General features: G+C 51.9%; 15 protein-coding genes. 3 read left to right on the forward strand and 12 right to left on the reverse strand.

Features of this window, described 5'->3' with window-relative positions; genetic code table 11:
- Nucleotides 1-135: 135 nt before the first annotated feature.
- Nucleotides 136-1,797 (reverse strand): glycoside hydrolase family 140 protein, encoded by a 1,662-nt coding sequence (locus tag JUB14_RS11550; RefSeq protein ID WP_207506185.1) that lies wholly within the window; start codon nucleotides 1,795-1,797, stop codon nucleotides 136-138.
- 707 nt (nucleotides 1,798-2,504) lie between these two features.
- Here JUB14_RS11550 and JUB14_RS28105 point away from each other — a divergent pair.
- Nucleotides 2,505-2,816 (forward strand): LytTR family DNA-binding domain-containing protein, encoded by a 312-nt coding sequence (locus JUB14_RS28105; protein ID WP_374757812.1) that lies wholly within the window; start codon nucleotides 2,505-2,507, stop codon nucleotides 2,814-2,816.
- Nucleotides 2,817-3,051: 235 nt separating this feature from the next.
- Entirely contained in the window at nucleotides 3,052-5,982 is a 2,931-nt protein-coding gene (locus tag JUB14_RS11560) for a purple acid phosphatase family protein (protein WP_207506189.1), read from the forward strand.
- Between the two features lie 117 nt (nucleotides 5,983-6,099).
- Here JUB14_RS11560 and JUB14_RS11565 read toward each other — a convergent pair whose 3' ends face one another.
- The 5 genes from JUB14_RS11565 to JUB14_RS11585 all read right to left on the reverse strand — a co-directional run bounded on the left by JUB14_RS11565 (nucleotide 6,100) and on the right by JUB14_RS11585 (nucleotide 14,536).
- The gene (locus JUB14_RS11565) at nucleotides 6,100-7,785 is read right to left on the reverse strand and encodes an FAD-dependent oxidoreductase (protein ID WP_207506191.1); all 1,686 of its coding nucleotides are present in this window, start codon (nucleotides 7,783-7,785) and stop codon (nucleotides 6,100-6,102) included.
- A gap of 158 nt (nucleotides 7,786-7,943) precedes the next feature.
- Nucleotides 7,944-9,377 carry a RagB/SusD family nutrient uptake outer membrane protein gene (locus JUB14_RS11570; RefSeq protein WP_207506192.1) on the reverse strand — a complete coding sequence of 478 codons (1,434 nt, stop codon included), beginning with the start codon at nucleotides 9,375-9,377 and terminating at the stop codon, nucleotides 7,944-7,946.
- Between the two features lie 55 nt (nucleotides 9,378-9,432).
- Nucleotides 9,433-12,840, reverse strand: coding sequence for a SusC/RagA family TonB-linked outer membrane protein (locus tag JUB14_RS11575; protein WP_229367753.1), 3,408 nt, complete (start codon nucleotides 12,838-12,840; stop codon nucleotides 9,433-9,435).
- Between the two features lie 116 nt (nucleotides 12,841-12,956).
- On the reverse strand, nucleotides 12,957-13,955 hold the full coding sequence (locus JUB14_RS11580; RefSeq protein ID WP_207506193.1) for a FecR family protein: 999 nt from the start codon (nucleotides 13,953-13,955) through the stop codon (nucleotides 12,957-12,959).
- 23 nt (nucleotides 13,956-13,978) lie between these two features.
- Complete coding sequence (locus tag JUB14_RS11585) at nucleotides 13,979-14,536, reverse strand: RNA polymerase sigma factor (protein ID WP_207506194.1); 558 nt, start codon at nucleotides 14,534-14,536, stop codon at nucleotides 13,979-13,981.
- Between the two features lie 305 nt (nucleotides 14,537-14,841).
- Here JUB14_RS11585 and JUB14_RS11590 point away from each other — a divergent pair, with 305 nt between their 5' ends.
- Complete coding sequence (locus tag JUB14_RS11590) at nucleotides 14,842-16,200, forward strand: alpha/beta hydrolase family protein (protein WP_207506195.1); 1,359 nt, start codon at nucleotides 14,842-14,844, stop codon at nucleotides 16,198-16,200.
- Between the two features lie 133 nt (nucleotides 16,201-16,333).
- Here JUB14_RS11590 and JUB14_RS11595 read toward each other — a convergent pair whose 3' ends face one another.
- From JUB14_RS11595 to JUB14_RS11620, 6 genes are all read right to left on the reverse strand, one after another.
- Nucleotides 16,334-17,620: a polysaccharide pyruvyl transferase family protein gene (locus JUB14_RS11595; protein WP_207506196.1), complete on the reverse strand. Its 1,287-nt coding sequence runs from the start codon at nucleotides 17,618-17,620 to the stop codon at nucleotides 16,334-16,336.
- A gap of 5 nt (nucleotides 17,621-17,625) precedes the next feature.
- Nucleotides 17,626-18,990: a polysaccharide pyruvyl transferase family protein gene (locus JUB14_RS11600; RefSeq protein ID WP_207506198.1), complete on the reverse strand. Its 1,365-nt coding sequence runs from the start codon at nucleotides 18,988-18,990 to the stop codon at nucleotides 17,626-17,628.
- Between the two features lie 94 nt (nucleotides 18,991-19,084).
- Entirely contained in the window at nucleotides 19,085-20,767 is a 1,683-nt protein-coding gene (locus JUB14_RS11605) for a RagB/SusD family nutrient uptake outer membrane protein (protein ID WP_207506199.1), read from the reverse strand.
- Between the two features lie 28 nt (nucleotides 20,768-20,795).
- Nucleotides 20,796-24,161: a SusC/RagA family TonB-linked outer membrane protein gene (locus JUB14_RS11610; RefSeq protein ID WP_207506207.1), complete on the reverse strand. Its 3,366-nt coding sequence runs from the start codon at nucleotides 24,159-24,161 to the stop codon at nucleotides 20,796-20,798.
- Nucleotides 24,158-25,183, reverse strand: coding sequence for a FecR family protein (locus JUB14_RS11615; protein ID WP_207506209.1), 1,026 nt, complete (start codon nucleotides 25,181-25,183; stop codon nucleotides 24,158-24,160). The genes JUB14_RS11610 and JUB14_RS11615 overlap by 4 nt, the downstream gene beginning before the upstream one ends.
- A 61-nt stretch (nucleotides 25,184-25,244) precedes the next feature.
- Complete coding sequence (locus JUB14_RS11620) at nucleotides 25,245-25,925, reverse strand: RNA polymerase sigma-70 factor (protein ID WP_207506211.1); 681 nt, start codon at nucleotides 25,923-25,925, stop codon at nucleotides 25,245-25,247.
- Between the last annotated feature and the right edge of the window lie 436 nt (nucleotides 25,926-26,361).

The raw sequence follows: 26,361 nt of genomic DNA on the forward strand, positions 1-26,361 counted from the left end.
TCTATGATGGTAAAATTATTATGGAGCTTATACCCCATCTTGTAGTTTTTTGAAATGATGATCAGGTTAAAATTTTGTTATATTCAATAATACTTTATGGGGTGCTGCGGTGACTATTGATTTAATTCATTATCTCTACCTCCCCCTCCTCAGCACCAGCACCCAGTCATCACCGCCTGCGGGAGGTGTAGCGGTCAGCTTTCCATTAGCCTTTTGGACCTTGCCGGAAGTAGTCTGGTTGCTGACGGGGTTGAACCACTGGGCGGTGTAGGTAGCGTTGGTCAGGTCATAGAGCTGGATGGGGGTGGAGGTGGGCAGGTAGGCGACGAGGAGGTTGCCGTCGTCGGTGCGGGATACCGATACGAAGTGGTTGTACTGCTTGTCACCGGGTTGCTCTACCAGCAGGTCGGGGGCAGGCTTGAGGTTCCACCATTCCAGTTGCCGCATGAATTTGGCCAGGTACCCTACCTGTACGCTGCCAGGGAGCTTCATACTCTCGTCCCAGCGGCTCATGCCTTCGCCCTTGGTGGCGTGGTTCAGGATATCCTCCCCTTTGCGCAGCCAGGGCCAGAGACCGTAGGCGCCGTAGGTAATCCCGGCGGTGGGAGCGTTGAGGATACTCCAATAGCTGGCGTTCCGGATATCAATGGCTTTGATGTTCGGGCTGGTTTCTTCGTAGACCGGCTCCATGTTGATGAAGGGGCGGGCGGGCAGCTTGTCCCACATACGGGCTACGGGGCCTTTTGTCATAAAAGTTACGGCCCGGTCCGAGCGGTTATGACCAGACTGGTACCCAACAATATCCAGCCAGGGCTCGGAGGCGTATATCTCACCAATCCAGGAGCCGCCGCCAGGGTGCTGGGCCACTACGCCCGGCGGTCGGGCGTTCCCTTGCTCGTCGCCGAATACACCCCGCCCTATGCTTTTCCAGCGCTGCTCGTACTGATCAGTGTACTTGCCGTCGCCCCCCAGGATCCAGATCACCTGATTACCACCATAGCGCGCTACCATGTAGCGGGCCAGCAGGATGGCCTCCTCTTCGGGCAGGTAGTAGCCGGGACTCAGCTCGCGGCCCTGCGAGGCGGGCAGCGCCCACAGCAGTACGGGAGCAGCCACCAGTCCGTACTCGTTGATCTTGTCTACCTTGCCGTCGAGGTGTTGGAAAAAGGAAGGATTGATGCTGATCTTGCCACTGCCCTCGATGGCCACTTCACCGCGGCTGTTCTTGTCGCCGCCGCGCCACTGGGTCGTCACGAACTGGATGACGCTGTAGCCGTTCTGGGCGCGGTGGGCCAGGTACGTATCCCACTCCTGTTCGGTGGATTTGAGGGTACCGTTCCAGGCGGTACAGGCGGTCCAGAAGAAGGGGGTACCGTCGGCGTGCGTCAGGTGGTAGCTGCCTTTAGGGCGTACAATGCTGCCGTGCTGGTAAATGTCGTGCTTGCTGGGGTTAGCAGCTACCTGAAAAGAACCCCGCTGGCGGTGGAGGCCGGTGTTGGTGGTGTCGGAGCAGAGGGATTCCCAGGTCCAGGTACCGGTTTCGTCCGGGGCCATACGTACTTTCCAGTTGCGGGCTCCGTCCCAGAAACCATGGATATTTTTGGTACGTCCGCTGGGTGAAGTAAAGCGTATACTGAAGTTGCGAACGTTGTAGATTGGGTTTTCGTAGTCTTTGCTGCTGGTAAAGCTGTGCTCGTACCGGGACCAAAGGGGAGTCTGGGCGAGGGCGGAGGTGAGGCTGAAAGCAAAGGCAAGAATAAAAGTGAGTAGTTGTTTTTTTAAGATGGGTGTCCTCATGGGAATAAATAGTACAGAAAAGGGAAATGTTCCTGTTATTGAAAGTCAACTTACCTGCAGGCTTACCCTGCTCGACAGGATGATTTTTAGGGAAGGTACCGTCCTTGCCAGACCCGGTTTTTAAGTAACTTTTGTTGCTGATCTAAATTTTAATTTCGATGGCTTAATGCAGAAGGTGGCTCCAATATAGTACCTGATAGCCAGCAGATAATATTTAAAAAAATATGTTACTTATATAGCAATAAAAGATACTTATAGTATCTTTGTCGAACTATTTTGGAGGCGCGACCAGTTTAGTCCTTAATTTACAGCCTCCGCGCTCAATGCAGCTATGCTTTAAAAGCGGCGCCAGGTACTTTGGCCAGGTATGTTTCACTGGTGTAGTTCACTTTTTCTGCATAGTCTACATTCTCTTTTCGGATGACTCACTTCCTGCTAGTGAACAGTGAGTCCCGTTGTCTGTATGCTATATAGGAATATTTTCTTCAAAGTGGCTGCTTTTACTCCTGATTCTTGTCAGGTACTTCCTTAAGAAGTATCATCATCATAGGGTGATATACTTCCTGAATGTCTTCCGGGTTTTATACTGAATTTGTATGTATCACGGTATCTGCAAATTTAATTCTATGACTACCAATGAAGTGCATCACACTAAACCAATGACGAAACCTGCCTTACCTGCTCCTAAACGAGACCCGGGTGGGTTAATGTTGCTTTTTTCCTATGGGAGAGACTTTATTGAAACGCACCGGATCGTAGTACTACGCAGCGAGAGAAACTATACTCACATTTACTTTTACAATGGTGGCGAACACTTATCTTCCTTCTCCTTATGTTCTCTGCTCTCAAAACTTCCTCCTGATGCATTTATCCGCATCCACAATGCTTATGCAGTAAACAGGGCCTACATTAAATCTGTAGGTAAAACCTGTGTAGTGTTGATTGACGGTAGCCGGTGGGTAATAAGCCGACGAAAATTAAAAGAGGTCCACTCCCTACTTGCCTCCACGGGTAACTGATTGATTTATATACTTCCGGAGGCTGCACTACGTAGAGAAAGATTATATCCTAATCTATTCTGACATGCCCTTCAAGACTAATCTATCCAAATGTTTTTCTCCATTCTTCACTATGGAAATTTTTTATTCAACCCTAAATAAGGAGAAGTATGCCGGCCAATTGTCCTTTTCCTATTTTATAATAGTCTGTCTCATTCTTTGTTTGCTGGGAGTTGGGAAAACGAACGCTCAAGCCTTGCTTCCTTACAAGTCGGTCTGGAAGTATGCCCCCGAGAGCAATACCGCTCCGGCTGCCAGTTGGAAAACAGCCGCCTTCAGCGATGCCGGCTGGGAAAGCGGCCAGGGCGCCTTTGGTTTTGGCACCCACACCTATAACACGCAGCTCGAGCGGGGACCGGGCAACAGCACGCCCAACTACCCGGCCTTTTATTTCCGCAAGACCCTCAGTATTGCCGACGCGGGAGCTTACAGCGGCTACCGCCTGCGGGCCTTCCTCGACGACGGCATCGTGATCTACGTTAACGGGGTGGAGGTAGCGCGTAAGAACATGAACCCTAACCCCAGCGACCCCTACACCCGCACGGCCGGCGACTCGCTGACCATCGACACGCTGCTGAGCGCTTCGCTTTTTCAGAGCGGCAGCAACCTGATAGCCGTGGAGGTACACCAGGTCGGGGAGACCAGCTCGGATCTACTTTTTGATCTGCAGCTGGAAGGAGTTACTTCGGGAGGTGCTCTGCTTCCTTACAAGTCGGTCTGGAAGTATGCCCCCGAGAGCAATACCGCTCCGGCTGCCAGTTGGAAAACAGCCGCCTTCAGCGATGCCGGCTGGGAAAGCGGCCAGGGCGCCTTTGGTTTTGGCAGCCATACCTATAACACGCAGCTCGAGCGGGGACCGGGCAACAGCACGCCCAACTACCCGGCCTTTTATTTCCGCAAGACCCTCAGTATTGCCGACGCGGGAGCTTACAGCGGCTACCGCCTGCGGGCCTTCCTCGACGACGGCATCGTGATCTACGTTAACGGGGTGGAGGTAGCGCGTAAGAACATGAACCCTAACCCCAGCGACCCCTACACCCGAACGGCCGGCGACTCGCTGACCATCGACACGCTGCTGAGCGCTTCGCTTTTTCAGAGCGGCAGCAACCTGATAGCCGTGGAGGTACACCAGGTCGGGGAGACCAGTTCGGATCTACTTTTTGATCTGCAGCTGGAAGGCAGTACGTCGGTAGTGTCGCTGTTTAGGTATCCCTATCTGCAAATAGCTGCCCATAACCGGATGGAGGTCTGGTGGAATACTACGATTCCCAGTACGGCTACTGTGCGGTATAGTACCAACTCCGACCTGAGCTCGGGCTTTACGGAGATATATGTTTCGAAGGTTGATACGCTGCACAGGGTTATTCTGAAAAACCTGAATCCGGATACGAAGTACTACTATAGTGTTGGCTATAACAGCGGCAATGCTTTTCAGCAGTTGCAGTATAACCCCGCAGCTACCTTTTTCAGGACCCTGCCGGACCCTACTGATACTACGCATACCATGCGGTTCTGGCTGCTGGGAGACTCGGGTGCCTCCCGACCGGATAATCCGCGGCCTTATAAGGTCCGGGACGCGTACCTGGCCTATCTTAATTCCCGTAATAATCCGCAGGTGGATGGAATCTTGTTTCTGGGAGATAATTCCAATACGGTCTACGAAGGCTACCAGCCCGCCCTGGATAAAACCCTCTTCAAGTTCTACGGGCGACCCGAAGACAAACAACTGCTTTCATACATGCCTTCCTGGACGGTCATGGGGAATCACGACTACAACCACCACGGCCCCTATGTTCATTCCGATGGGTTGACGTATACCATCCGGAAAGCTTACCATAACCAGACCGCGGCCAGTTATACTGCGTTTGCCTTTCCGGACAGCGCCCAGATCGGCGGAGTGCCTACGTATAATAAGAAGGGGTACTACTCCTTTAACCAGGGAGACATCCACTTTGTAGTGTTGAATCCTTACCTGATTGAGGATCTGAATAAGAATGATATCTGGTTACAGCCAAGTTTTAGTGGTACTCATGAAATATTCAGTAAGCATTCCATTGCCCAGGACAATACGTATGACACGCCCATTGACTCGCTGCCCCAGGTAAAGTGGCTGAAAGAGGATCTAAGTGCTAATACGAAAAAGTGGACGATCGTTACTTTCCACCTGCCGCCCTTCACCACCATAGGACATTTTGAGCACGAACATGATATAGAAAGGGTCCGGGAAAGACTACTGCCTATTCTGGAAAAACCCGAGTACCGTATTGATGCCTTGCTTGTATCGCACTCACACGCCTACCTTCGGGCTGGGATGATCAGGAAAACAGGTACGCAGCCCCGTAAAACAGATTTTGTTCAGTCTGGAAATCTGGGTCGTTATCCGGCTTCTCCCCCGCACATCAAGACCAATGCCGAAACAGCCTACACGTACCTGATGTTAGGATCGTCGGGTAGGGGCTGGTATGTTAGCGAAAGTCAACAGGATGCCGGTTTTAATGATGCGGACGCGGGAAAGGTCAAACATCCGAGCACCTCTGAGCTACCCCTGGATAATCTTACCGGAGATAATTCAACCGCCTTTTACCACGTTACGGGAGGCTCTATAGAGCTACTGTTCAGGGAAAACCGGCTGGATGTTAAGTATATCAAGGAACTGGATGCCTCACCTAACTACTTTGTAGCCGACTCGTTTGTGGTGATGAAGGATGTAAACAAAACGACCACCCTTAACACGAATGCTGGTGCTCCGATAACATTAAGGGCATCCTGGGTAGGTAATTATCAATGGACATCATCTGCATCGCCAAACCAACCCTATCTGGCCACCAGCCGAACCCTGACTGTGTCTCCTACCGTAACTGCCACCTATTATGTGCGTGACGGATTCGGGCATCTGCAGGATACTTTTCAGGTTAATGTACTGAATCAGACTGTACAAAGTTTAAAGTCGGGTAGCTGGCACGACTCAACTACCTGGAGTTGCAACTGTATACCTAACCAAAATCAGGAAGTACAAATTAATTCTTCACATACGGTAACCATTAGTACCGGAGATGCGACGCTCAAGAAGCTTATTATGAGCGGGGGGACGTTACAGTTTCAGAACGGACATAAAATTGTGTATTGATTGTACGTTCTAAGCTGTGAATTGATTTCAAAGTACAGTATGCAGTAGGAAGTCTGTAGTAGTCAGCCCTGTTTAAACCTTGTTTAAACAGGGCTGACTACTAACAGGATTAACCTTCTACAATTCCAGCCGCTGCTGGTCTTTCAGCAGTACTGCCCGTAGCTTTTCGTAAGGGAGCTTCTGGGGAGATACCTTGTTGTCAATGGCCAGTACCGCCGCCGAGGCCGCTGACTGTCCCAGGATCATGAACACGGGTTCCATGCGGATGGAGCCATAGGCAATGTGCGAACTCGACATGGCTACGGGTACCAGCAGGTTGCTGCACTCCTTTTCCTTAGGCAGGATAGAGCCGTAGGCGATGGAGTAGGGCTTATCAGGATGTACCCCTATGTCGCCTTCGTTCTGTACATAGCCTTCCTTGGTCACGTAGCGCTGCGCGTTGTGGGCGTCCAATGCGTAGGAGCCCATGCCAATGGGTTGAGGTACCTCTTTCTTACCCAGCGTGTGCGGCTCAGTCATCACAAATTCACCGGTCATGCGGCGGGCTTCGCGCACATAAATCTGGTGGGGCCAGTGGCCATTGTCTTTGAACTCATCCTTGGGGAGTCCCCACTGTTGCATTTCTTTTTTTACGTCCTCAGGCATACGCGGATCATTCTGCATAAAGTACAGCAGGCCCTTCTGGTACAGTTCGTGGTCTTTAATGATCGCGCGACGACGTTCGTAGCTGGCTTCGGGATAGTCGTAGTTCTTGCCGATGTAGTCGGTGCTGAACGGGCCGTGGTTGTTGGTGTCGGTCTTGCGGTTGGGGATGGGGTCGTACTTCTGGAAGGTTTCGCGCCAGCCGGTATCATACACCCGCAGCAGCAGCTCGTAGCGCGCCGGGTCGTAGCCTTCGGGCTTCGGGAAGGGGATACGGTTGTCGGGATGGTTGCTCATGCACAGCCGGAAGCAGTACGCCTGGATCTTGTTATCGCCGGTGCCGTTTTCGGCAATGGGCTCGGAGGAAATCTCGGGTAGTAAACCACTTTTGGGGTCGCCAGGTACTTTATAAGGGCTTACAGGCTTCTTGAAGTGGTGTCCGTGCTGAAATACGCCCGCCTGCACGCCATTCCATTTTTCGCCGTAGACGCTGTTGGCCTCACGACCCACGTGGAAGCTGACACCCGCGGCGGCCATCAGATCCCCCTCGTAGGTAGCGTCGATGAACATCTGGCCCTGGTAGGTATTGCCGCTCAGGGTTTTAAACGATTGTATGGCTGTGCCCTTTTTGGTTACACCCTTTGCCGAGCGGTCCAGCCACTCGTCGCGGTAGACGGTGATCTTATTTTCTTTAACGAAATCTTCAAATACCTGCTCGGCGGCGTGCGGTTCAAAGATCCACATGGTGCGGTTGCTGCCGTCCATGGCGGGAGTACCCTGGCCCTTATTGCCATATTCGGACTGCTTCTGCCAGGTCCAGTTTTCGGGCTGCTGGTAGTGCTGGTAGAGGCGGTGATAAAACTCCCGTGACAGTCCCCCAATCACCGACTTGTTACCCGTATCAGTAAAGCCCAATCCACCCGCCGACAGTCCGCCCAGGTGCTTATCCGGCGACACTACGATCACGGACTTGCCCATCTTCTTGACCTGGACAGCGGCGGTAATGGCCCCGGAGGTACCACCGTAGATAATGACGTCGGCCCGTCGGACGGCAGTCTGATGAGTGACCTTGTGCTGCGGGTTATCATCTACAGTAGGAGAGGTAGCCGCTGTACATGCAAAGAGCAGGGCTAAAAGGGAGAGTGAATTTTTTATTCTCATAAATCAAGAATCTGGATTTAGTACTTAGTGACAGCTAGTTCAGGTTAACATGGGTCGAATCTGAACTAGCTGTCCTCTTATATAAGCTTTTAAGTGGATGACACTACTACCTGCGGAACCGGAAAAATACTGACGGCAGGATTAAGGTACTTGATGGATCAGTAGTTAGGGTTCTGTGTGAGTGCCGGATTAACATCTATTTCGGTCTGAGGGATAGGGAACAGGTAGTGCCGCTCCTCCACCTTAATGGTCGGGTTCTGGGCATTGATGGCGCTGATCAGCCTCTTGGTGCGGGCAAGGTCATACCAGCGGTGACCTTCAAAGGCCAGTTCCAGTCTTCTTTCCAGCAACACACTATCTCTAAACTCGGCCTGACTCAGTGTAGGAGCGAGTTCAGGAAGTCCGGCCCGGCTACGAATGCGGTTGATGGCGGTGTAGGCTTCGGGATTTCCGGCGGATATTTCATTAAGGGCTTCGGCGTACATCAGCAGTACATCCGCGTAGCGGATAATGGGGTAGTTGTTGGAACCGTCACCATTCGCGGTGGCAGATGGATCAAGGTACTTATATACATAGCCTGGAAAGGCAACGCTGGCAGGGGCGGCGGGAGTACTGGTGGCCGAGTACAGTCGGATGGCCACATTACGGCGCTTGTCATCTTCCCGGTAAGTTTTGTATAGATTCTCCGTAACTGGGTCGTCACCAAAGCCGGCGATGCCGTTGACGCGGTCAAAGTTAGGGCGCATGTAGCCCTGCATCCAGCTGCCTTCGCCAAAGCCTCCGCCCAGAGCCTGCATCTCAAATACCGCTTCTTTTCCATTCTTATTCGCGATCTGGAAAGCATCCCCGTAGTTGGCCCACAAGTCATAGGTACCCGAGTCAATTACTTCTTTGGCCTTGGCGGCGGCTTTGGTCCACTCCTGACGGGTCAGGTACACCTTGGCCAGAAAGGCTTTGGCGGCACCTCTGGTAGCCCGGCCACGGTCAGCCCCGGTGTAGGTAGCAGGTAGTACGCCTTCGGCATCCGTAAAATCTTGAATGATCTGGTTGTAGACCTCATCCACGGAAGCCCTCGGAACGGCTAGATCGTTCAACGAAGTAGTTTCTTTAACCACCAGAGGTACACCACCAAACAGACGTACCAGCGTGAAGTAGTAGAAGCCCCGCATGAATTTGGCCTCGGCTACGTAGCGATTTTTTAGGTCGTTGTCCATGAGTATACCGGGTACGCGGTCGATGACGGTATTGGCCCGGTTGATGCCCCGATAGACTGCCGACCAGAGTGACTGAAACGTGGTAGTAGCCGGGGTAAAGGTGTACTTGTCAAGGTCGTTCTTGGCCTGGTTCGCGGTAGATCGTCCGCCTCCCCATTCGGCATCGTCCGTAGCCTGATCCTGGATGATCCACATGATCTGACCGTATAGATCAGATGAGTTCAGTGGGTCATATACGGTACTTACCGCGGCCTTGGCATCTTCGGCATTTTTATAAAAGTTGGCTGGTGTAAAGTTGGATTCAGGCTTTTGCTCCAGTACATCGCAGGAGGTCAGTACCCATAGCGAAAAGAGAAAAAGGGTAGTCGACTTTTTCATATTTCAAATATTCTAGTAGTTGTCAAAAAGAAAGATATTATAGAAAAGGGCCTGCTTAGAACCCTACATTCAGACCAAAGAGCAGGGTCTTGGCAGCCGGGTAGCTGCTGTAGTCAAACCCCTGGCTGCGGCTGTCCTGACCAAAGCGGTTTACTTCTGGATCGTAGCCTGAGTACCTTGTCCAGGTGGCGTAGTTCTGCGCCGTTACGTACAGCCTCAGCGACTGTATGTTGATCTTTTTCAGTACCGACGGAGCCAGGTTGTACGCCAGCTGTACATTCTTCAGCCTCAGGTACGAACCATTCTCGATCTGACGGGTGGAGATGCGGTTGGCCGGACGGGTGGTAGAGGCCCTTGGAATATCCGTATCGGTGTTGGTAGGCGTCCAGCGGTTGAGCATGTCGCGGCTCTGGTTGGTAGTACCGTTGAGGTATTCCAGTTCAAAGCGGTTGGCATTCAGAATATCATTGCCATAGACGCCCTGCAGGAATACCGTCAGCTCAAAGCCACCGTAGGAGAAGGTATTGTTAATACCACCGATAAATTTGGGTTGAGCCCGTCCAATAATGGTACGGTCGTTGTCGTCAATCTTTTTGTCGCCGTTAAGGTCCAGGTACCTGCGGTCACCGGGTTTGCGCGCCTGTGGATCAGCCAGCGCTGCCAGTTCGTCGGTAGACTGGTAAAGGCCATTGGTGACGTATCCGAAGAACGAACCCAGTGGTTCGCCTACGCGGATAATACCTGAGCTGGTATTCTGAGCGATGTTGGCTACCTGTCCGGCAAAGATCTGACGGGTACCGCCAATGTCCAGCACCGTATTGCGGTTAGAGGCAAAGTTCAGGTCGGTATTCCACCGGAAAGCACCCACGAGGTTACGCGAAGAGATACTTAGCTCAATCCCCTTGTTCTCGACGCGGCCCAGGTTCTTGATAGCGCTCGAGTAGCCCGATGTACTGGGGATGGTCACGTTGAGCAGAAGATCCCGCGTACGCTTGAGGTACACATCCGCCGTCAGGGTAATCCGGTCATTGAGCAGGCCTACATCCAGACCCATATCCGCCTGACTGGTTGTTTCCCAGGATAGATCAGGGTTGGCAATCTGAGCTGGTCCGATACCCGTCGAAACGGCGTTGCCGAAGATATAATTCTGGGTACCCAGCAGCGAATAGGCCGGAAAGTTACCGATACCGTCCTGATTACCGGTCATTCCGTAGGTAGCACGTAGCTTCAGGTCGCTTAGGAATTTGACATCCTGCATAAAAGGCTCTCCTGAGATACGCCAGGCGGCGGCCGCTGAGGGGAAGTAGCCATAGCGTTTGTTCTCACCGAAGCGGGAAGACCCATCCGCCCGGAACGACGCGGTGAACAGGTACTTGTCGTACAGGCTGTAGTTGACCCGAGCCAGGTAGGACTGCAGACCCCAGGTACCTATTCCTGATGAAGGAGTCAGAGGTACCGAACCGGCACCTAAGTTGCCAGAGCCCAGGTTATCATTGACAAAGTTGCGGGCAGCTGCCCGGCTGCTCTCAAAGCGGTTGGCCTGTTGTGTGAAACCTACTACGGCACTAACGCTATGGGCTTCTCCAAAACTTCTGGAGTAGTTAAGAAGATTCTCGTTCAGCCAGGTTACTGATTCACCGTTATAAATAGCTGCGGAGCCTCCCTGAGCCAGGCCGCTGGATACACTGCGGGGCAGGTAAGAATCCTGCTTTTGCAGTACGGCATCTACTCCTAATAGTACTTTCAGACTGAGCCCCTCTATGATCTGATATTCACCAAATACATTACCAAAGGTACGAAAGGCGGTATTTGTGTTCTTTGATTCACGAGCCAGGGCCACGGGATTGTCGGCCGTGAACGTAAGGGCAGGATCATTAATCAGGTAAGATCCGTCGGTGTTGTAGACCGGTAGTATAGGGGGGAACTGTAAGGCCGCGATGGTAACCAGGCCCGCACTTCCCAGATCACCATCCGTACGGGACTGGTTAGTCAGGGTACGGTTAACGGTCAGGCTGTTGCCGACTTTGAGCCGGTTGGTCAGTTTCCGGTCCAGATTCAGACGGAGTGAATAACGGTCAAAATCGGAGTTGGTAACGATACCCATCTGCTTGAAATAGCCTCCTGCCAGTGCGTACTGGGTTTTGTCATCCCCACCACTGATTGATAGCTGGTAGTTGGATATGGGAGCCGAACGGAAGATCTCTTTCTGCCAGTTGGTACCTTCACCAAAGGCATCTACCTGCGCCTGCGTGTATACGGGCTGACGACCTTCGTTGGTATTGGCGTCATTGACAAACTGCGCATACTCACGGGCATTCAGCACTGGATATAGCCGGCGTGGCTCCTGCATACCGTAGTAGGTTTCAAAGTTAATAGACGAACGGCCGGCTTTGCCCCGCTTGGTGGTGATGATCACTACTCCGTTGGCCCCTCTTGAACCGTAAATAGCGGTAGAAGAAGCATCTTTGAGTACTGTCATAGTTTCGATATCACTCGGATTGAGGGTACTCAGTACATTAAAACTGGAACCGGTAGCCGCGCCATCATTCTTAAAAGGAATACCATCAATTACGTACAGAGGTTCGTTGTCTCCATTAATCGAATTACCGCCACGTATCCGGATGGTAGTACTTCCTCCGGGGGAGCCTGAGTTTTGGGTGATCTGCACGCCCGCCGCCCGTCCCTGCAGGGCCTGGTCCAGCGAGGTAACGGCTATCTTTTTAATTTCATCCACCGGCACCGTGGCTACTGATCCGGTCAGGTCGCTTTTACGAACCTGGCCGTAGCCTACTACCACTATTTCGTTGAGTGCTTTATTTTCAGGTTCAAGAGAAACCGACAGGGTAGATTGACTGCCTACCGGTACCTCCTGGCTCGAGTAGCCCACAAAGCTGAAAACCAGCACCGCATTTTGTTCGGGTACCAGGAGCTCAAAACGGCCTTCGGTATTGGTGGTGGTACCGCGCTGGGTACCTTTGAGTACCACACTGACCCCCGGCAGGCCCGCACCGGTTTCGTCGGTAACCCGGCCCCTGATGGTTTTATCAATACTTATATCATTTGCATTGGATTGCTGTCGGTCCGGTGTTAGTTCTGGTTCCGCTTTTCTTTTTCGTAGCAAGATCCGGCTTTCGATTACTTCATACTCCACATCAATGGGCTTCAGCACCTCATCCAGTACCGTCGACAGCTTGCGGTTGCTCACGTTGAGGGATAGACGTTGATTTGAATTGATCTTGGTGCTGTATACAAACTTTACGCGCGCTTCTTTCTCAATCCTATTCAGAACATCCTTTAATTCTAGCTTCTCACCAATGATGGTAATGGGGCGATTGAGTACTTCCTGAGCATGGATATCGTGTGCCATGGCCAGGCTACCGCAGATCACGAGTAAGAGCAATTGTGACAATGAGACTTTCATAACCTTCCACAGGTTTTTGGGGACCGGTAATGTTTTTTTCATAAGTTTACTTGTTTTTTAATTGGTAAGAATTGAGAAACAGTACCCTCCCACAGATTGGCGTTTGTAGAGGGTATTCCAGTAAGCCGAAAATGTGTCCAGCATTTTCGGCTTTTTTGTTAGCAGCCGTCGCCGTTGATAAATACCACAGTACCCCTTTTCTCGTAGGTAGCATCAATGGATTTACAGATCAGCTCAAGCTGGGTAAAAAGGGATAATCCGTTGAGATCGGCGGTGATGTGGCAGTCTTTGGCTTTTGGGGTAGAAATGACAAACTCAATCCCGTAGAGCTGGGTTAGCTGAGAGAGTACCTCGTCCAGCGAGACTTCCTGAAAGGCCAGGGCCGCGCGCACTTGTTCAACCGGTACCCTGGGTAGGGGATCTTCTACCAGGGTAGGCACGATGTTGCGGGTTACTTCGTCGTACAGTACGCGCTGGTTTTGGGTAAGGATCACGCCGTTGCGCTCGCGTTCCGGATTATCCTCCCGGGCATATACTGATACTTTTCCTGTCAGGACGGATACCTCCGTTTTCTTCCCTTGTTCGTTTTGCCTGATTCTGAAACTCGTCCCGAGTACTTCGGTAACCAGGTCACCGGCATGCACCACAAAGGGTTTGGTAACATCCCGTTTTACTTTAAAGAAGGCCTCGCCTTTGAGATACACCTCCCGTTTGGCCTGATTAAATGACTTGTCGTAGACCAGGCTGCTATTCTGAGAAAGTACTACAACGGTGCCATCCGGCAGTCCCACCTCCTGTTCGGATGCGAGGGTATTTTTTACTTCAATGCCCTGTTGCCCTTTGAGGGTGGTGGCTACTACCGACTCTGGCTGGTGGGTAGGGAGAGTAAAGAACCAGATACTACCCAGAGCCAGACAGGCGGCTATGCCCGAAAGCCATGCAAGCCTAACGGTGCGCGTGCTGGCTACGGGACGTATCTGCTGGCGGATATTCTGCCACATCCGCTTTTCAACACCCTTTTTTTGCTCACTGGGCAGGTCTACTTCAACCTGGTTGGCCGGTGAATTGTACCATTCCGACAACAGTTGTTCTTCCTGCTCGGTGGTTTTGCCTTCCAGGTAGCGTTTTAGTAGTTGATTGAATTCGTGTTGACTCATAGGTGGTGGGAGCTATAAACTACCTAGTTATCCGAGTGATATTCTTTGAGATTATCCTTCAGGAAGCGTAGCGATTTGGTAATGTGGTATTCAACGGCTTTTTCACTCAGATTAAGCCCTTTGGCGATCTCACGAACAGACTGGTTCTCGAAACGGCTGCGCTTGAATACTTCTGCACTTTTTTCCGGCAATTGATTCAGCACCTTCTCTACGGCCTCGGTCAGGTCGGTGAAGTTGATGATTTCGTCGGTATTGTGGTTCTGGTGGATCTCCTGAAAAATGAGGTACTCCTGGTACTTCCGGTAGCTGATCTGCGATTTGATGTAGTCGTACACCTGGTTTTTGACGGCAATGGTCAGGTACATGCCCAGGTGCCGAATCAGTACCTCCGAACGGCGGCTCCACAGTTTCAGAAATACCTCCTGTACCAGTTCCTCGGCATCTTCCCGAATGCCGGTTTGGTGGTAGGCAATGCAGTACAACTTATACCAGTACCGACGATAGATTTCTTCGAAGGCGGCCATCTGACCATCTCTAAGTAATCCTACCAACCGTTCGTCGTCTAGCTGTTTAAAAATCATGGTGGTAATGTATAAGGGCTTAGGTACCTGTATAGTAGAGGAAGTAGCTATTATCCCTAAATAATTTTAAAAAATAGTTGAATTATTTTATTTGGACAGGCGTAGAAAGGCGTTGGATCGGCTTCAGAGGGGGCATTCGAGTTGTATTTACTATAAAGAGGGTACTGATGGGGATTAGTATCAGTGTGTTTTTCGGGTTGCAATCTTCTAAGTTTTCCAGTAATCATTTATTAAAGTATTTCCTTTTCACTTCCTCCTTTTGGTAGCTACGAAATAACTATCGCACCTATAGAGAACCACCTTCCATGAGCGCCTTCAACCATATCCTGCTGGGATGCCTTCTGCTGTCCTCTTCTTCCCTGCTGGCGCAGATGCCCGCGCGAACGCCCGAGCAGGACAGTCTTATAGCTCGCACGCAACGCAAAACCCGCGCCGACCACCAGCACATGCTGGACCAGTTGGGGATTAAGGAACTGCGTCCCGGGGTGAATGGGAGCAATCCGCAAGCCCCCAATGCTGCCAACTACGACGAGACCAAAGCCAACCCCTTCCCGAAGCTACCTGAAAACCTGACGCTCAAAAATGGTCAGAAAGTAAAGACGGCCAAGGACTGGTGGAACCGCCGCCGCCCCGAAATTGTGGAGGAGTTTGACCGGGAGATCTACGGTCGTATGCCCGCCAATACACCCAAGGTACAGTGGGAGGTAGTAAGTGTCAGCGATACGGTCATAGGAGCGGTACCTACTAAAATGAAGAAACTCGTAGGGCACGTGGATAACTCGTCTTACCCCGACATTAAGGTCGATATCCAGCTCTCCCTGCTGACGCCCGCCCAGGCTACCCAGCCAGTACCCGTCATGATGGAGTTTGGGTTTGTATTTCCTCCGGGCTTCCGGATGCCCGCGCAGGCCCCTACCGGACCGGGTTGGCAGCAGCAACTCCTCGAGAAGGGATGGGGTGCGGCCGTACTGCTACCTACCAGTTTTCAGGCTGACAACGGCGCGGGCCTGACCGAAGGCATCATTGGCCTTATGAACAAGGGCCAGCGCCGCAAGCCCGACGACTGGGGTACCCTGCGGGCTTGGGCCTGGGGAGCCAGCCGGGCGCTGGACTACTTCGAAACAGATAAAGACGTAAACGCAAAGAAAGTGGGTATAGAAGGGCACTCGCGCTTTGGTAAGGCGGCCCTGGTGGCGATGGCTTACGAGCCGCGCTTTGCCGTTGCCTACATCAGCTCATCGGGGGAAGGCGGAGCTAAACTGCACCGTCGCAACTGGGGTGAGGTAGTAGAGAACGTAGCGGCGGCCAGCGAGTACCACTGGATGGCCGGTAACTTCATTAAGTACGCCGGTCCGCTGGGCTGGAATGACCTGCCCGTCGACTCCCACCAGCTCATTGCCCTTTGTGCGCCGCGTCCGGTCTTTATTGGTAACGGCGATAAGGGAGATGCCTGGGCCGATGCCAGAGGAATGTTTATGGCTGCGGCTGCGGCCGGTAATGTATACGAGTTATTGGGCAAAAAAGGCTTAGGTACCCAGGAGTTACCGGTTGTAGAGACTGAGCTGATCAATGGTGATCTGGCCTTTCGCCAGCACGCGGGCGGCCACTACCCCGGTCCCAACTGGCCTACTTTTATCCGATTTGCGGAGAGGTACTTCAAGTAGGGGATAGGTACTTGGGTAATAGCCTTAAGCATAAAAAACAGCCCTTGTCACCACGGGCTGTTTTATGGAGCGTGTTTTTCTTTATTTACAATTCATCAGGTACTTCGGTGTGGGTATTCCCCCAGCGAAGTACTTATGCCATAGTGCGTTTCATAATTTTAAAAGCCTCATCGTACTGTTTGTCAACTTTGTCCAGCGATTGTTTGACGTTTTTTGTAGCGACTTTATAGTTAGCATGTACCTGCATCAGGCGGTCCGAGATCTGCTGTCCGGTACTTTGCTCAATTTCAAAAGTCCAGTCGGCCAGGCCTAAGTCGTAGTACATCTGGCCTTTGATGGTGTCTTCGGGTTGGCGCAGGTAGAAGGCCGGAGTACCGTTGGCCGCCGCTATGATGGGCGAATGGCATTCAAAGCTAAGTACCGTATGCGCCTGCGCGTACAGCGAAGCGGCCTCGTCGGGATACCAGTAGCCATGCTTTACCACGTACGGTTTTACGTCATCAGGCAGAGGGTCAATCAGTAACTCGTCCATGATGTTCACCTGGTAAGTCATTTCGGGGCACACCACTATTTTGTTTTTTGTACTGCGTACCCAGGCTACCATGGCTTCACGCAGTTTGGCATGGTCAGTTTCCTTATGTTTGTCATTCAGCTCGTTGACCTGCTTTATTTTTTCGGCGCTCCAGCCCGCATTATTGGGATTGATTTTATAATAGGGCGTCATTCTGAGGCGGGGTACCACGCAGATAAACTTACGGCTTTCCAACTGATTGGCCTGCATGAATTCCCGGGCTTTGGCCTGATCCTGGATGTCAAGATCAAAGGTGGCATCCGGAGCAAAAGCAATGTGGTCGCCATGCAAACCGGCTTTTTTCAGTACCTCAATGGAGGCGGTTTCACGGGTAAAGATGAAGGAAGCATTCTGAAGAAGACTTTTCAGGGAGGGCGAAACACTGCCGATTGTCACGCCAAAAATCCCGAAGGGTTTGGCGGTCTGACGGTGCCAGGCTTCCAGGTAGTCGGCCGCTATTACCGAAGGACCCGAACCGTGCATAAAAAAGTCAGCGTCTTTAAAGGCCTGCTTTACCTCCTCGCTCTGCGGTTCAAATTCTTTATTAACACTGCCGTGAATAATCTTTAAGCCCGGATAGTGCTTCGTGAGCATATCTTCCACCCCCTGATTTTTACTTCTTTTCCACAGGATCAGGCGGGATTTGGGCAAACGCTCTTTCAGTAGTCCGATCAGACCAGGCGTGTGGGCTATATCCCCGATGTTGACGGGTTGCCAGCCGGACGTAATCATAATCACGGGCGCTTCTTTGCCCGAAGCTCCCAGCTGCTCCGCCAGCGAATCAACGTGTGCCAGCCCTGCGGCGGCTGTGAAGGCCCCGGTTTGGTATAAAAAGTCTCTACGGTTCATAAGGCTCAGGAGCTACGGGTTGAGGATGTTGCCAGTTTTTTTACCACGGCCATAGTTTCCTGCTGGCGTTTGGCTACTACTGCCATGGCGTCCTTTACTTTTTTTTTGGCGAGGGGATAGTCCTTGTGGATTTTTATTAACTCATCAATCATAGCCGAAGCGGGAGCCTGGTCAATGTCAAACAACCACTCGGGCAAACCGATGTCCCGGAACATCCATCCCTTGCGGCCATGCGCCACCGGACGGGCGTGCAGGATGGGTACCCCCAGCGCCAGCCCCATAATGAGGGAGTGGGGTTCCATGCCAAAAATAGTATGCGTCCGCGCATAGACCGACATGGCTTCGTCGGCGCTCCAGAAGGCCTCCCGGAATACTACTTTCTTTTTTACAGCTTCATCCAGCTGGTCATACAGCATGGTTTTTCCATACCTGGTTTCCTTTAGAGCTTCGGGAGCTATAAGTACCTGCTGGCCGGTAGTGCGTACCCAGTGGTTAATCAGGGCCTTTACCTTGTCCAGCCGTCGGTGGTCTTCCGCCTGCTTTTCTGGAGTAGCTTCGGGATTCATTAAGTTGCCCTTACCAGTATCGTCCAGGTGGGGGGTATTGGTTCGCAGTACCACCGTCAGGAACTTACCATCTTCCAGACCGGCTTGTTTCAGGTAGTCCAGCCCCCTGGCTTCGTCACGTACATCTATTCCAAAGCAGCCATCCGGGCCAAACTCCATGACCGGCGCTTTGAATCCTAATTCCTTTATAAACTTCAATGACTCCGTATCACGGGTAAAAATAAAGGAGGCCCGGCTCAGGACATCGCGGTAAATCAGGTGGGAAGGCGGGGCAAATTTGTCAAACGAATGCCCGTACAGTCCGAAGGGTATCTTGTTCTCGATGCAGTAGTACATGGGCGCCAGATTAGACATGGTACTGCCCCATTCGTAGTTAAACAGGCCATAATTCATGGACATACCCGAATTGTGAATATATACATCCGCCTGCCTGAAAGCGTCCATGACCTCTCCTTTGTCGTCGGGGTCGCCACTGGGAAAGCTGCCCTGTACGATTTTTACCTTTGGAAAGTTTTTGTTGATGAGTGCTTCGGTAACGGGTCGGGGAGCCGCGTGCCACAGGATAACCCGGGCTTCCGGAATATGGCGTTCCAGCAGGCGCAGGGTACCGGGCGTATGGCCAATATCCCCGATGTTTTTATCATTCCAGGACGAACGTATAAGTATAGTGGGATTTTTCTTATCGGAGAGAGCCGCGCTAAGTACTTCCGGCTTTTGTAGGTCGCTCTGCCAGAATAAGGGTAGGGCCGATAAAGCCGATTTTTTCAGAAAGTCCCGGCGGGCTGATTGAGCAGTAGTTTTCATAATCAGTAGTGGTAAGAAGCATCCGGTTGGCTTACCCTGACCGGATGCTTTATAAAGTAAGTAGAGTACTTGAAATACCGGTTTTACCTTCCTGTCAGGCGCCCGGATAGCCCGGATTCTGAGCAAGTTTAGCTTCCCGGTTGGCATCGATGGCTTTCTGAGGGATAGGCCACAACTCGTGGTAAGGTTCCATGGTAGCTTTGGCGTCCCAGTTGTATTTGGTAGCACGCTTGTATAGGAGTCCGAGGCGTACCAGGGTGCGGCGGCGGGCCTCTTCAATAGTGAGTTCGCGGGCGCGCTCATCCAACAGGTAGTCCAGCGTCACGTCAGCGGCGGATACGGGTTTGGCATTGGCGCGAGCCCTCACTACATTGATATCGGCGGCGGCATTCTGCATATCACCCTTGTGGATATACGCTTCGGCCCGCAGCAGGTAGGTTTCGGCCAGGCGCATCCGGATCTGATCGTTATTGGTCCGGCCCGACAGCGGGGCGGGAAGTTCCCCTTCTATTTTGCGGATCATGGGATAAAACCAGCGCAGGGTATCCACGGCGATCGAGGTGGGTGAACCGTCCTCGTTGGCAATGAACGCTTTGCCGTTGACCACAGTATACCGCGCTTTCTTGCCAAAATAGGAGGAGGACTTATCATTGTAATACCAGTCCCGCCGGATATTATAGTGCGAATTCCGCATGTCATTCTTGAAATTATCCTTCCAGATATCGTAGAAAAAGTAGTTGGTGGGACGGTTGCCACCCTGGCTTCTGCCAATGCTGTCACTGACCAGAATGCGCTTGTTGTCGGGAGAACGAACGTTTTCGAACTGCGGTCCCCACCAGCGCAGGTCATGGTTCTGGCCTTCGGCACCGCCTACGGTCAGGAATTCGTACTGAACAGCCCATATCGTTTCCAGGTTGCCCGATGAACGGTTTTGCTGATTGGTCCAGAACAGGTCCGAGAATACATCGCCGGGGCGGCTGGTGTTGCCGAAGCGCTTGGTCATGAGCTGGTACTGCCCGGACGAGCCGTCTATAACTTTGGTGGCGGCCGCTATGGCTTTGTCGTAGTAAGAGGCGTCTTTGGTTTCTATACCCAGGCTAATGTATACTTCGGTGAGCAGGTGCAGAGCGGCGGCTTTAAAAATCCGGCCATCTTTGGTGGGGTTGTTTACTACATTAGGCAGGTGCTCCGCGGCAAATTCCAGATCTTTTTTGGCAAATTCCAGTACTTCTAGCCGGGTAGCCCGTTCAAAGTCAAAGCGCGGTTCGGTTAGTTCCCGGTCTACGATCGGAACGCCTCCAAACAGGTTGACAAGTACATTGTAGGTAAAAGCGCGGAAGAATTTTGCCTCAGCCAGTACCTCATTCTTTTCATTTTCGGTCCAGCTGATTCCAGGGTCTTCGGCTCGTGTAATAATCAGGTTGGCATTTTTGAGCATATTGGCATACGCCCAGTCCCAGTAGTACACCACGACCTGATCGGTGGGGAGTACCAGCTTGTAATCCTTCATAAAGCGCCCGTCGGCTACGCCGCTGGTGGCTACGTCGGTACCGGTACCCATCTGATCGGGCCGGTCGAGGGTTCGTTCGTCACGGGCACTCTTGTGGAGCGCGACCAGGATGGTTTCAAACCCAGCCTTGGTAGTGAGCAGGTTTTCGGGGCTGAACCGGTCCAGCGGCTTTTCGTCCAGAAAGGATTCGTTGCAGGCACTCATCGTCAGGCCGAAGGCCAGAAGTATAAGCACTATGCGAATGGAAGGCGTTATTTTGAATTTCATGATCATATACTTTTCAGAGTAGATACTGTTATAATCCAATGATTAACCCAACGACCCAGGATTTGAGCAGCGGCCCGTTTGATACGTTACGCCCACCGGAGCCATGCTCGGGGTCCCAGCCATCCCAGCCGGTCCAGGTTTGGAGATTCTTGCCGCTTACATAAATATTGACCTTGTCCATCCGTACCTTGTCGAGTAAAACTTTGGGTACATCATAACCCAGACTGACATCCTGTAAGCGCAGAAAAGTGCGGCTTTGGTAAAAACCATAACCCAACGGATTGGGGTACCCGATACTCGGACGATCAGTCAGCGGATTCTCGGGTGTCCAGTAGGGCAGGTCCATCAGATTGGCCCGGTCGAAAAAGTTGTTTCCGTGGTTGAGCAGCGAGTTGCCGCTGTAGCCGCCCACGCGGGCGTTCAGAAAAAAGGAGAACGAAAGTCCGCCGTACGAAAGCCGGTTGGTGAGGCCACTCGTAAAGTCCGGCTGTGAGGAGTGAAGTACCTGCCGGTCTTCGGGGCCGATGCGCCCGTCGCCGCTGATGTCCCTGAATCTGACGAAGCCCGGCTTGGCTCCCGGATCAATGGAGTTGTCTTCCCCAACCTGCCAGATGCCGTCCCATACGTAGTCATAATTGGTGCCCTGTGGCGTTCCGATGAACCTTCCGTTGGAAATATCGTCGTCTTCTACTCCGTCGCCATCGAGGTCGATACCCGACAGACTCCTTATTTTGTTACGGTTCAGGGTAAAAACCAGGTTCGTGGTCCAGTTGAATTTGCCCTTGGTATAGTTGTTAGAATTAACCGTTACTTCCACGCCCCGGTTGCTGGTAGCGCCCACGTTGGTAAAAAAGGTTTCGTAGCCGGTCATGTTGGGAATCCGCAGGTCGAGCAGCAGGTCGGAGGTATTCATAGAGTAGTACTCTACAGAACCTGAAATTTTGTTTTTGAACAGGCTAAAATCCAGACCGTAGTTAGAGGCCACCGTGGTTTCCCAGCCCAGAAGGCGGTTGGCCATGGAAGTGGGCGTGATACCAATGCTGGTGGTACCGTTGTCCCCGAACACGTACTGATTACCAGATTGGGTCATGTTGCTGAGCGAAGAGTAGGGGGGAATGCCCCGGTTGCCGTTTTTTCCGTACGAGTACCTTACTTTCAGGTAGCTGACCCAGGGTAGCGAACGAATGAACTCTTCTTCGGACAGGAGCCAGCCCAGGCCCACAGAAGGGAAATTTCCAAATTTTCGCTCGGAGCCAAAAGCTGAGTACCCATCCCGGCGGATGGTAAAGTTAAAGAGGTATTTTTCCAGAAGTCGGTATCCAATACGGCCCATGTAGGAAGTAGCCTGCGACTCGGAAGCACTGGTAGACACTAATTGATTTTCGCCGATACCCAGTCCGTTGTACGACAGGGCATCATTGAAAATATTGTTACTCGACAACGAAGAACCACTTTCGCGAGTACGTTCAAAGCTTTGCAGCAAGGTCACATCCAGTTCGTGGTTATCGCCCAGGGCTTTGTTGTACTTCACAATGTTTTCCAGGGTAATGTAATGGTGCCGACGGTTGGCTTTGCTGCCGCTGGCCAGCCGGAAGTTGTTGTCGCGGGGCTCGTTGACGGACGGCGTAAAGTTGGCATCGTCGTTATACCGCAGGTTATTGCCCAGGTTCAGCCGGTACGTAAGGCCCGGAAAGGGCAGGTTGATATCTGCGTATACATTGCTGAACAGAGTATTGGATACACTCAGATGATCGTTACGTACGGTACTGAAAATCGGGTTGGGCGCCAGTCCATCGTCCATCGGCAGGCTTTTCAGTTCGCCGTCGTCGTAGTACAGCGAAGAGAAGGGACTGAGATAACTTGCACTTTCGAAATTAGCCCGGATACCCGAGTAGTCCTTGATGGTAAAGCCCGTGTGGGTACCTATACTCAGCCAGTCGGTTATGGTCATGTCCAGATTGAGTCGGGATGAAAACCGGCTGAAATTGTCCCCCATAATTCTCCCTTTCATGTTGGTATAGGAGCCTGATACATAATAGTTTACTTTTTCGGTCCGTCCCGACAGGCTTAGTTCGTGGTTGTACATGGGGGCATCCTGCGATATTGCCACCCAGGGATCAATGGTACGTCCGGCCGCCCTGTTTGCCTCCTCAATGGGGTTCAGGATCAGGGGGCGACCCAGAAAAGCCGCCGCGTCTTCCTTCATGGTCAGGTACCGGTCGGGGCCCATCATGCGGGGAGTTTTGGCAAAGTCTGATAGGCCAAAGTAGGTATTGTAAGTTAACTTGGGGCGGGAGGTAGTACCCTTTTTTGTCGTAATCAAAATAACCCCGTTGGTAGCCCTGGACCCGTATATGCTGGCCGAACTGGCATCTTTCAGAATGTCAATGAACTCAATATCATTGGAATTTATATCCGAAAGCCCTCCGGTATAAATAATGCCATCCAGAATGATTAACGGCGCGTTACTGGCCAAGATGGACGTATTTCCCCGTATCGTGATAGAACCGTCCGCACCGGGCCGACCTGTATCGACCACGGTTACGCCCGCCACTGAACCCCGCAGGGCCTGCGATACATTGACGTTGGGATTGGCGGCGTTGAGTTTGGGGTCCACCCGCACTACTGCCCCGGTCAGGTCTTTCTTGCGCTGGGTACCGTAGCCTACTACTACCACCTCGTTCAACGCTTTAGTATCAGTTTCCAGGCTAATGTTGAGCTGCTTTTGATTTCCTACGGCAACCTCTCGGGGCATGTACCCCACAAAGCTGAACACAAGTACTGCATTTTCGTCCGGAACGGCTAGCGAGTACTCTCCGTCCGCATTAGTAGTGGTACCGCGCTGTAACCCCTTAATGAGAATGCTTACGCCCGGCAACGGCTCATTGTTTTCGGAGGATGTTACCTTTCCAGAAACTGTAAGCTCGGCGGCTTCGTAGGCAGCACTGCCCTCAGTCATCGAAAGCGGGGAAGGCACAGTATGCTTTTCCGACTGCATTCGGGTGTCAGCCTGGCTCTTTACTTCCGGAGCGGGTACCTCCCGGTCGGGTTTTGCTTCGGTTATGACGTAGGTACCCTTCCGGATTTTCTTGTAACGCAGACTCGTCGACCGAAGGATAGCTTCCAGGTTACTCTCTACCGGCAACGAGTAGTCAATGGATTGGCCAGTGACGGTGCGGCTGCTAATGAGCCGATCTTCAAACACAATTTCAATACCGTAGTGCTCCTGAAGGGAAAGCAGAACAGTTTTAAGCTGGACAGATTTTTGGGCTGGTGTAGTCGGCGACCGCTGCTGGACAAAAGCCAGAGTCTGCGAAAAGGACGACGGGGTGAACTGGCAGGTCAGCAGAAGAACCAGGCTAAGGTGTCGGGTTAGGAGTAGTAGTATATTCATTGGTAGATCAGATTGATGCTTGATTCAGAATTGTGCAGGAATAGCTTGTTCTTTTCTTTTCTAATGTGCAGGTCCAGTACTTCTTTCAGTATATCCAGCAGGTCGTCAGCGGTTTGGGCTTTGAAATTGCCAGTGATAGTACGTTCCGCGATTTTGGAGTCCGCTACGTGTACGATTACCCCAAAGTTTTCATGGAGCAGTGCGCAGATTTCCTGCACCGAGGTATTGTTAAAGACAAAGCGCTGCTCTTTCCAGGCCGACTGCAGTTCCGGCTTTTCGATTTTTTGCAGCGTAAGCGTTCCTGCCTCGTTCATAGTGACCAGTTCGCCGGGCTTCATGAGCAGTTGGCGTTTCCGGGTGCCCTCTGTATAGTCCAGGCGGATTTTTCCCCGGCTCAGCGCTACCCGGGTGGCCCGGGGGCGGGCATAGACAGTAAACTCGGTGCCTAATACCTCCACCTGAAATTCATCGGAGGTGCGGACCACAAAGCGACGGTGATCGTGCGTGTGCCGGACCGAGAACTCTGCCTCTCCTTCCAGCAGTACTTCTCTGGTGGTACCATCAAAGGCAAAGCGGGGTACCAGCAGGTTGGAATTGGCGTTAAGGGTGACGTGGCTACCGTCGCTCAGGGTGAAGGCGCTGGTCTGTCCGTAGTCGGTCTGGTACGTTTTGTAGAGGAGCGGTTTACGAAGTAGCCATCCGCTCAGGCAGAGCAGGATAGTTATGGAAGCTGCCACCTGCCAGTTGAAGTGGGGGAGCCGCTGAACGGTTGGTATCGACCTTAATGGAGGAGAGACTTCTTTCTCCTCCTGCTCATCAATGCGTTGTAGCAGAGCAGAAAAAGCTGCTTCAGAGTCAGGGACGTATTGAGGTTGCAGCAACTCCCATTCGAGGAGCCAGTGGTGAAACTGTTCCCCGTTCACTTCCTGTTTCAGCCATTCATCAACGGCCTGTTTTTCGAGTGGGGTCGCACGACCCGACAGGTACCCAAAAAGTATATGTTTTGAAATTAGATGTTCCATGCTTGTAGTGGTTGCGGGCTAATGACTCTCCGTAAGAGATTTTCCCTTAGTGTGGACAGGTTTAGCAGAATAAAAAGAGTAGGAGCAGGAGCCATTCGCCTCGTAAAGCATCGCGCAGGTGGCGGAGGGCTTTGGATATATGGACTTCTACGGTCTTAGGCGAAATCTTCAACTCCTCGGCTATTTCGTGGTACTTCTTGTTATCAAAGCGACTCATCAGAAATACCCGCTGGCACTGGGTCGGAAGCTGGGCGATGGCTTCATTGACTTTCAGAAACAGGTGGTTGTACTGGATCTCGGTCTCGGGAGTCAGCTGTTGGGAGTCAGGTTGATCTTCGCTTGAGGTGTCCAGCGGCATGGTCCGGCCAAACTCCCGGCGCAGGTACGTAAAAGCTTCATTCCGTACCGACCGGAACAGGTAGCTGAGGTAAGAGGTGGTAATATTCTGGTAAGCTTGGGTCTTGTAAAACTGAAAGAATACTTCACTGACTAGGTCTTCGGCTACCTGCCTTGAGTATACGAAGCGGACGGCATGGCTGCATAGGGGGGCGTGGTACTTCCTGAACAGGAGCTCCAGTCCCTTGCGGGGGTCTTGTTTAAAAGTTTCCCGGAGGAGGAGTTCCGCGTCGAGTTGACGGGGGTGGCCATCCCGCGAATTGCCATTCCGGGAATTACCATTCCGGGAATCGCCATTCCGGGAATCGCCATTCCGGGAATCGCCATCCCGTGAATTATCATCCATGACAGGGGTAAGGACGGGTTGGTCCGAACTAGGTTTACTGGGTAAAGGATGTACCATATGGAAATTCTTTTCGATAAGTACCCCTATGACTCACACTTCCTTCTTTTCCCTTACTTATTTATAGAAAAAATTGAAAATAATTTAGAATATTGAGATTAGGGCTCCTATCTACTGAGTGTAGATGATAAAAGCAATGAAAAATATAGTCTAGCCGAAAGCATTTACCCTAACTCCCTACGGCCAAGCAGAAGGTAGACTCATAAGCCTCATTATCAGTATTGTTAGGTAACTAACCATTCGATAATATTATTTGATATTTGTAACTGTAATAGTTATAATTGTTAACTAGTTAATTGTGGAGGTAGAGGAGTCAAAGCCGTTTCGCATCAGATCAGTCGCCATCGAGTCAAAATGTGATAAGTACCTCCTGGAGTTG

It is taken from the genome of Telluribacter humicola (assembly GCF_017355935.1).
Taxonomy (GTDB): Bacteria; Bacteroidota; Bacteroidia; order Cytophagales; family Spirosomataceae; genus Telluribacter; species Telluribacter humicola.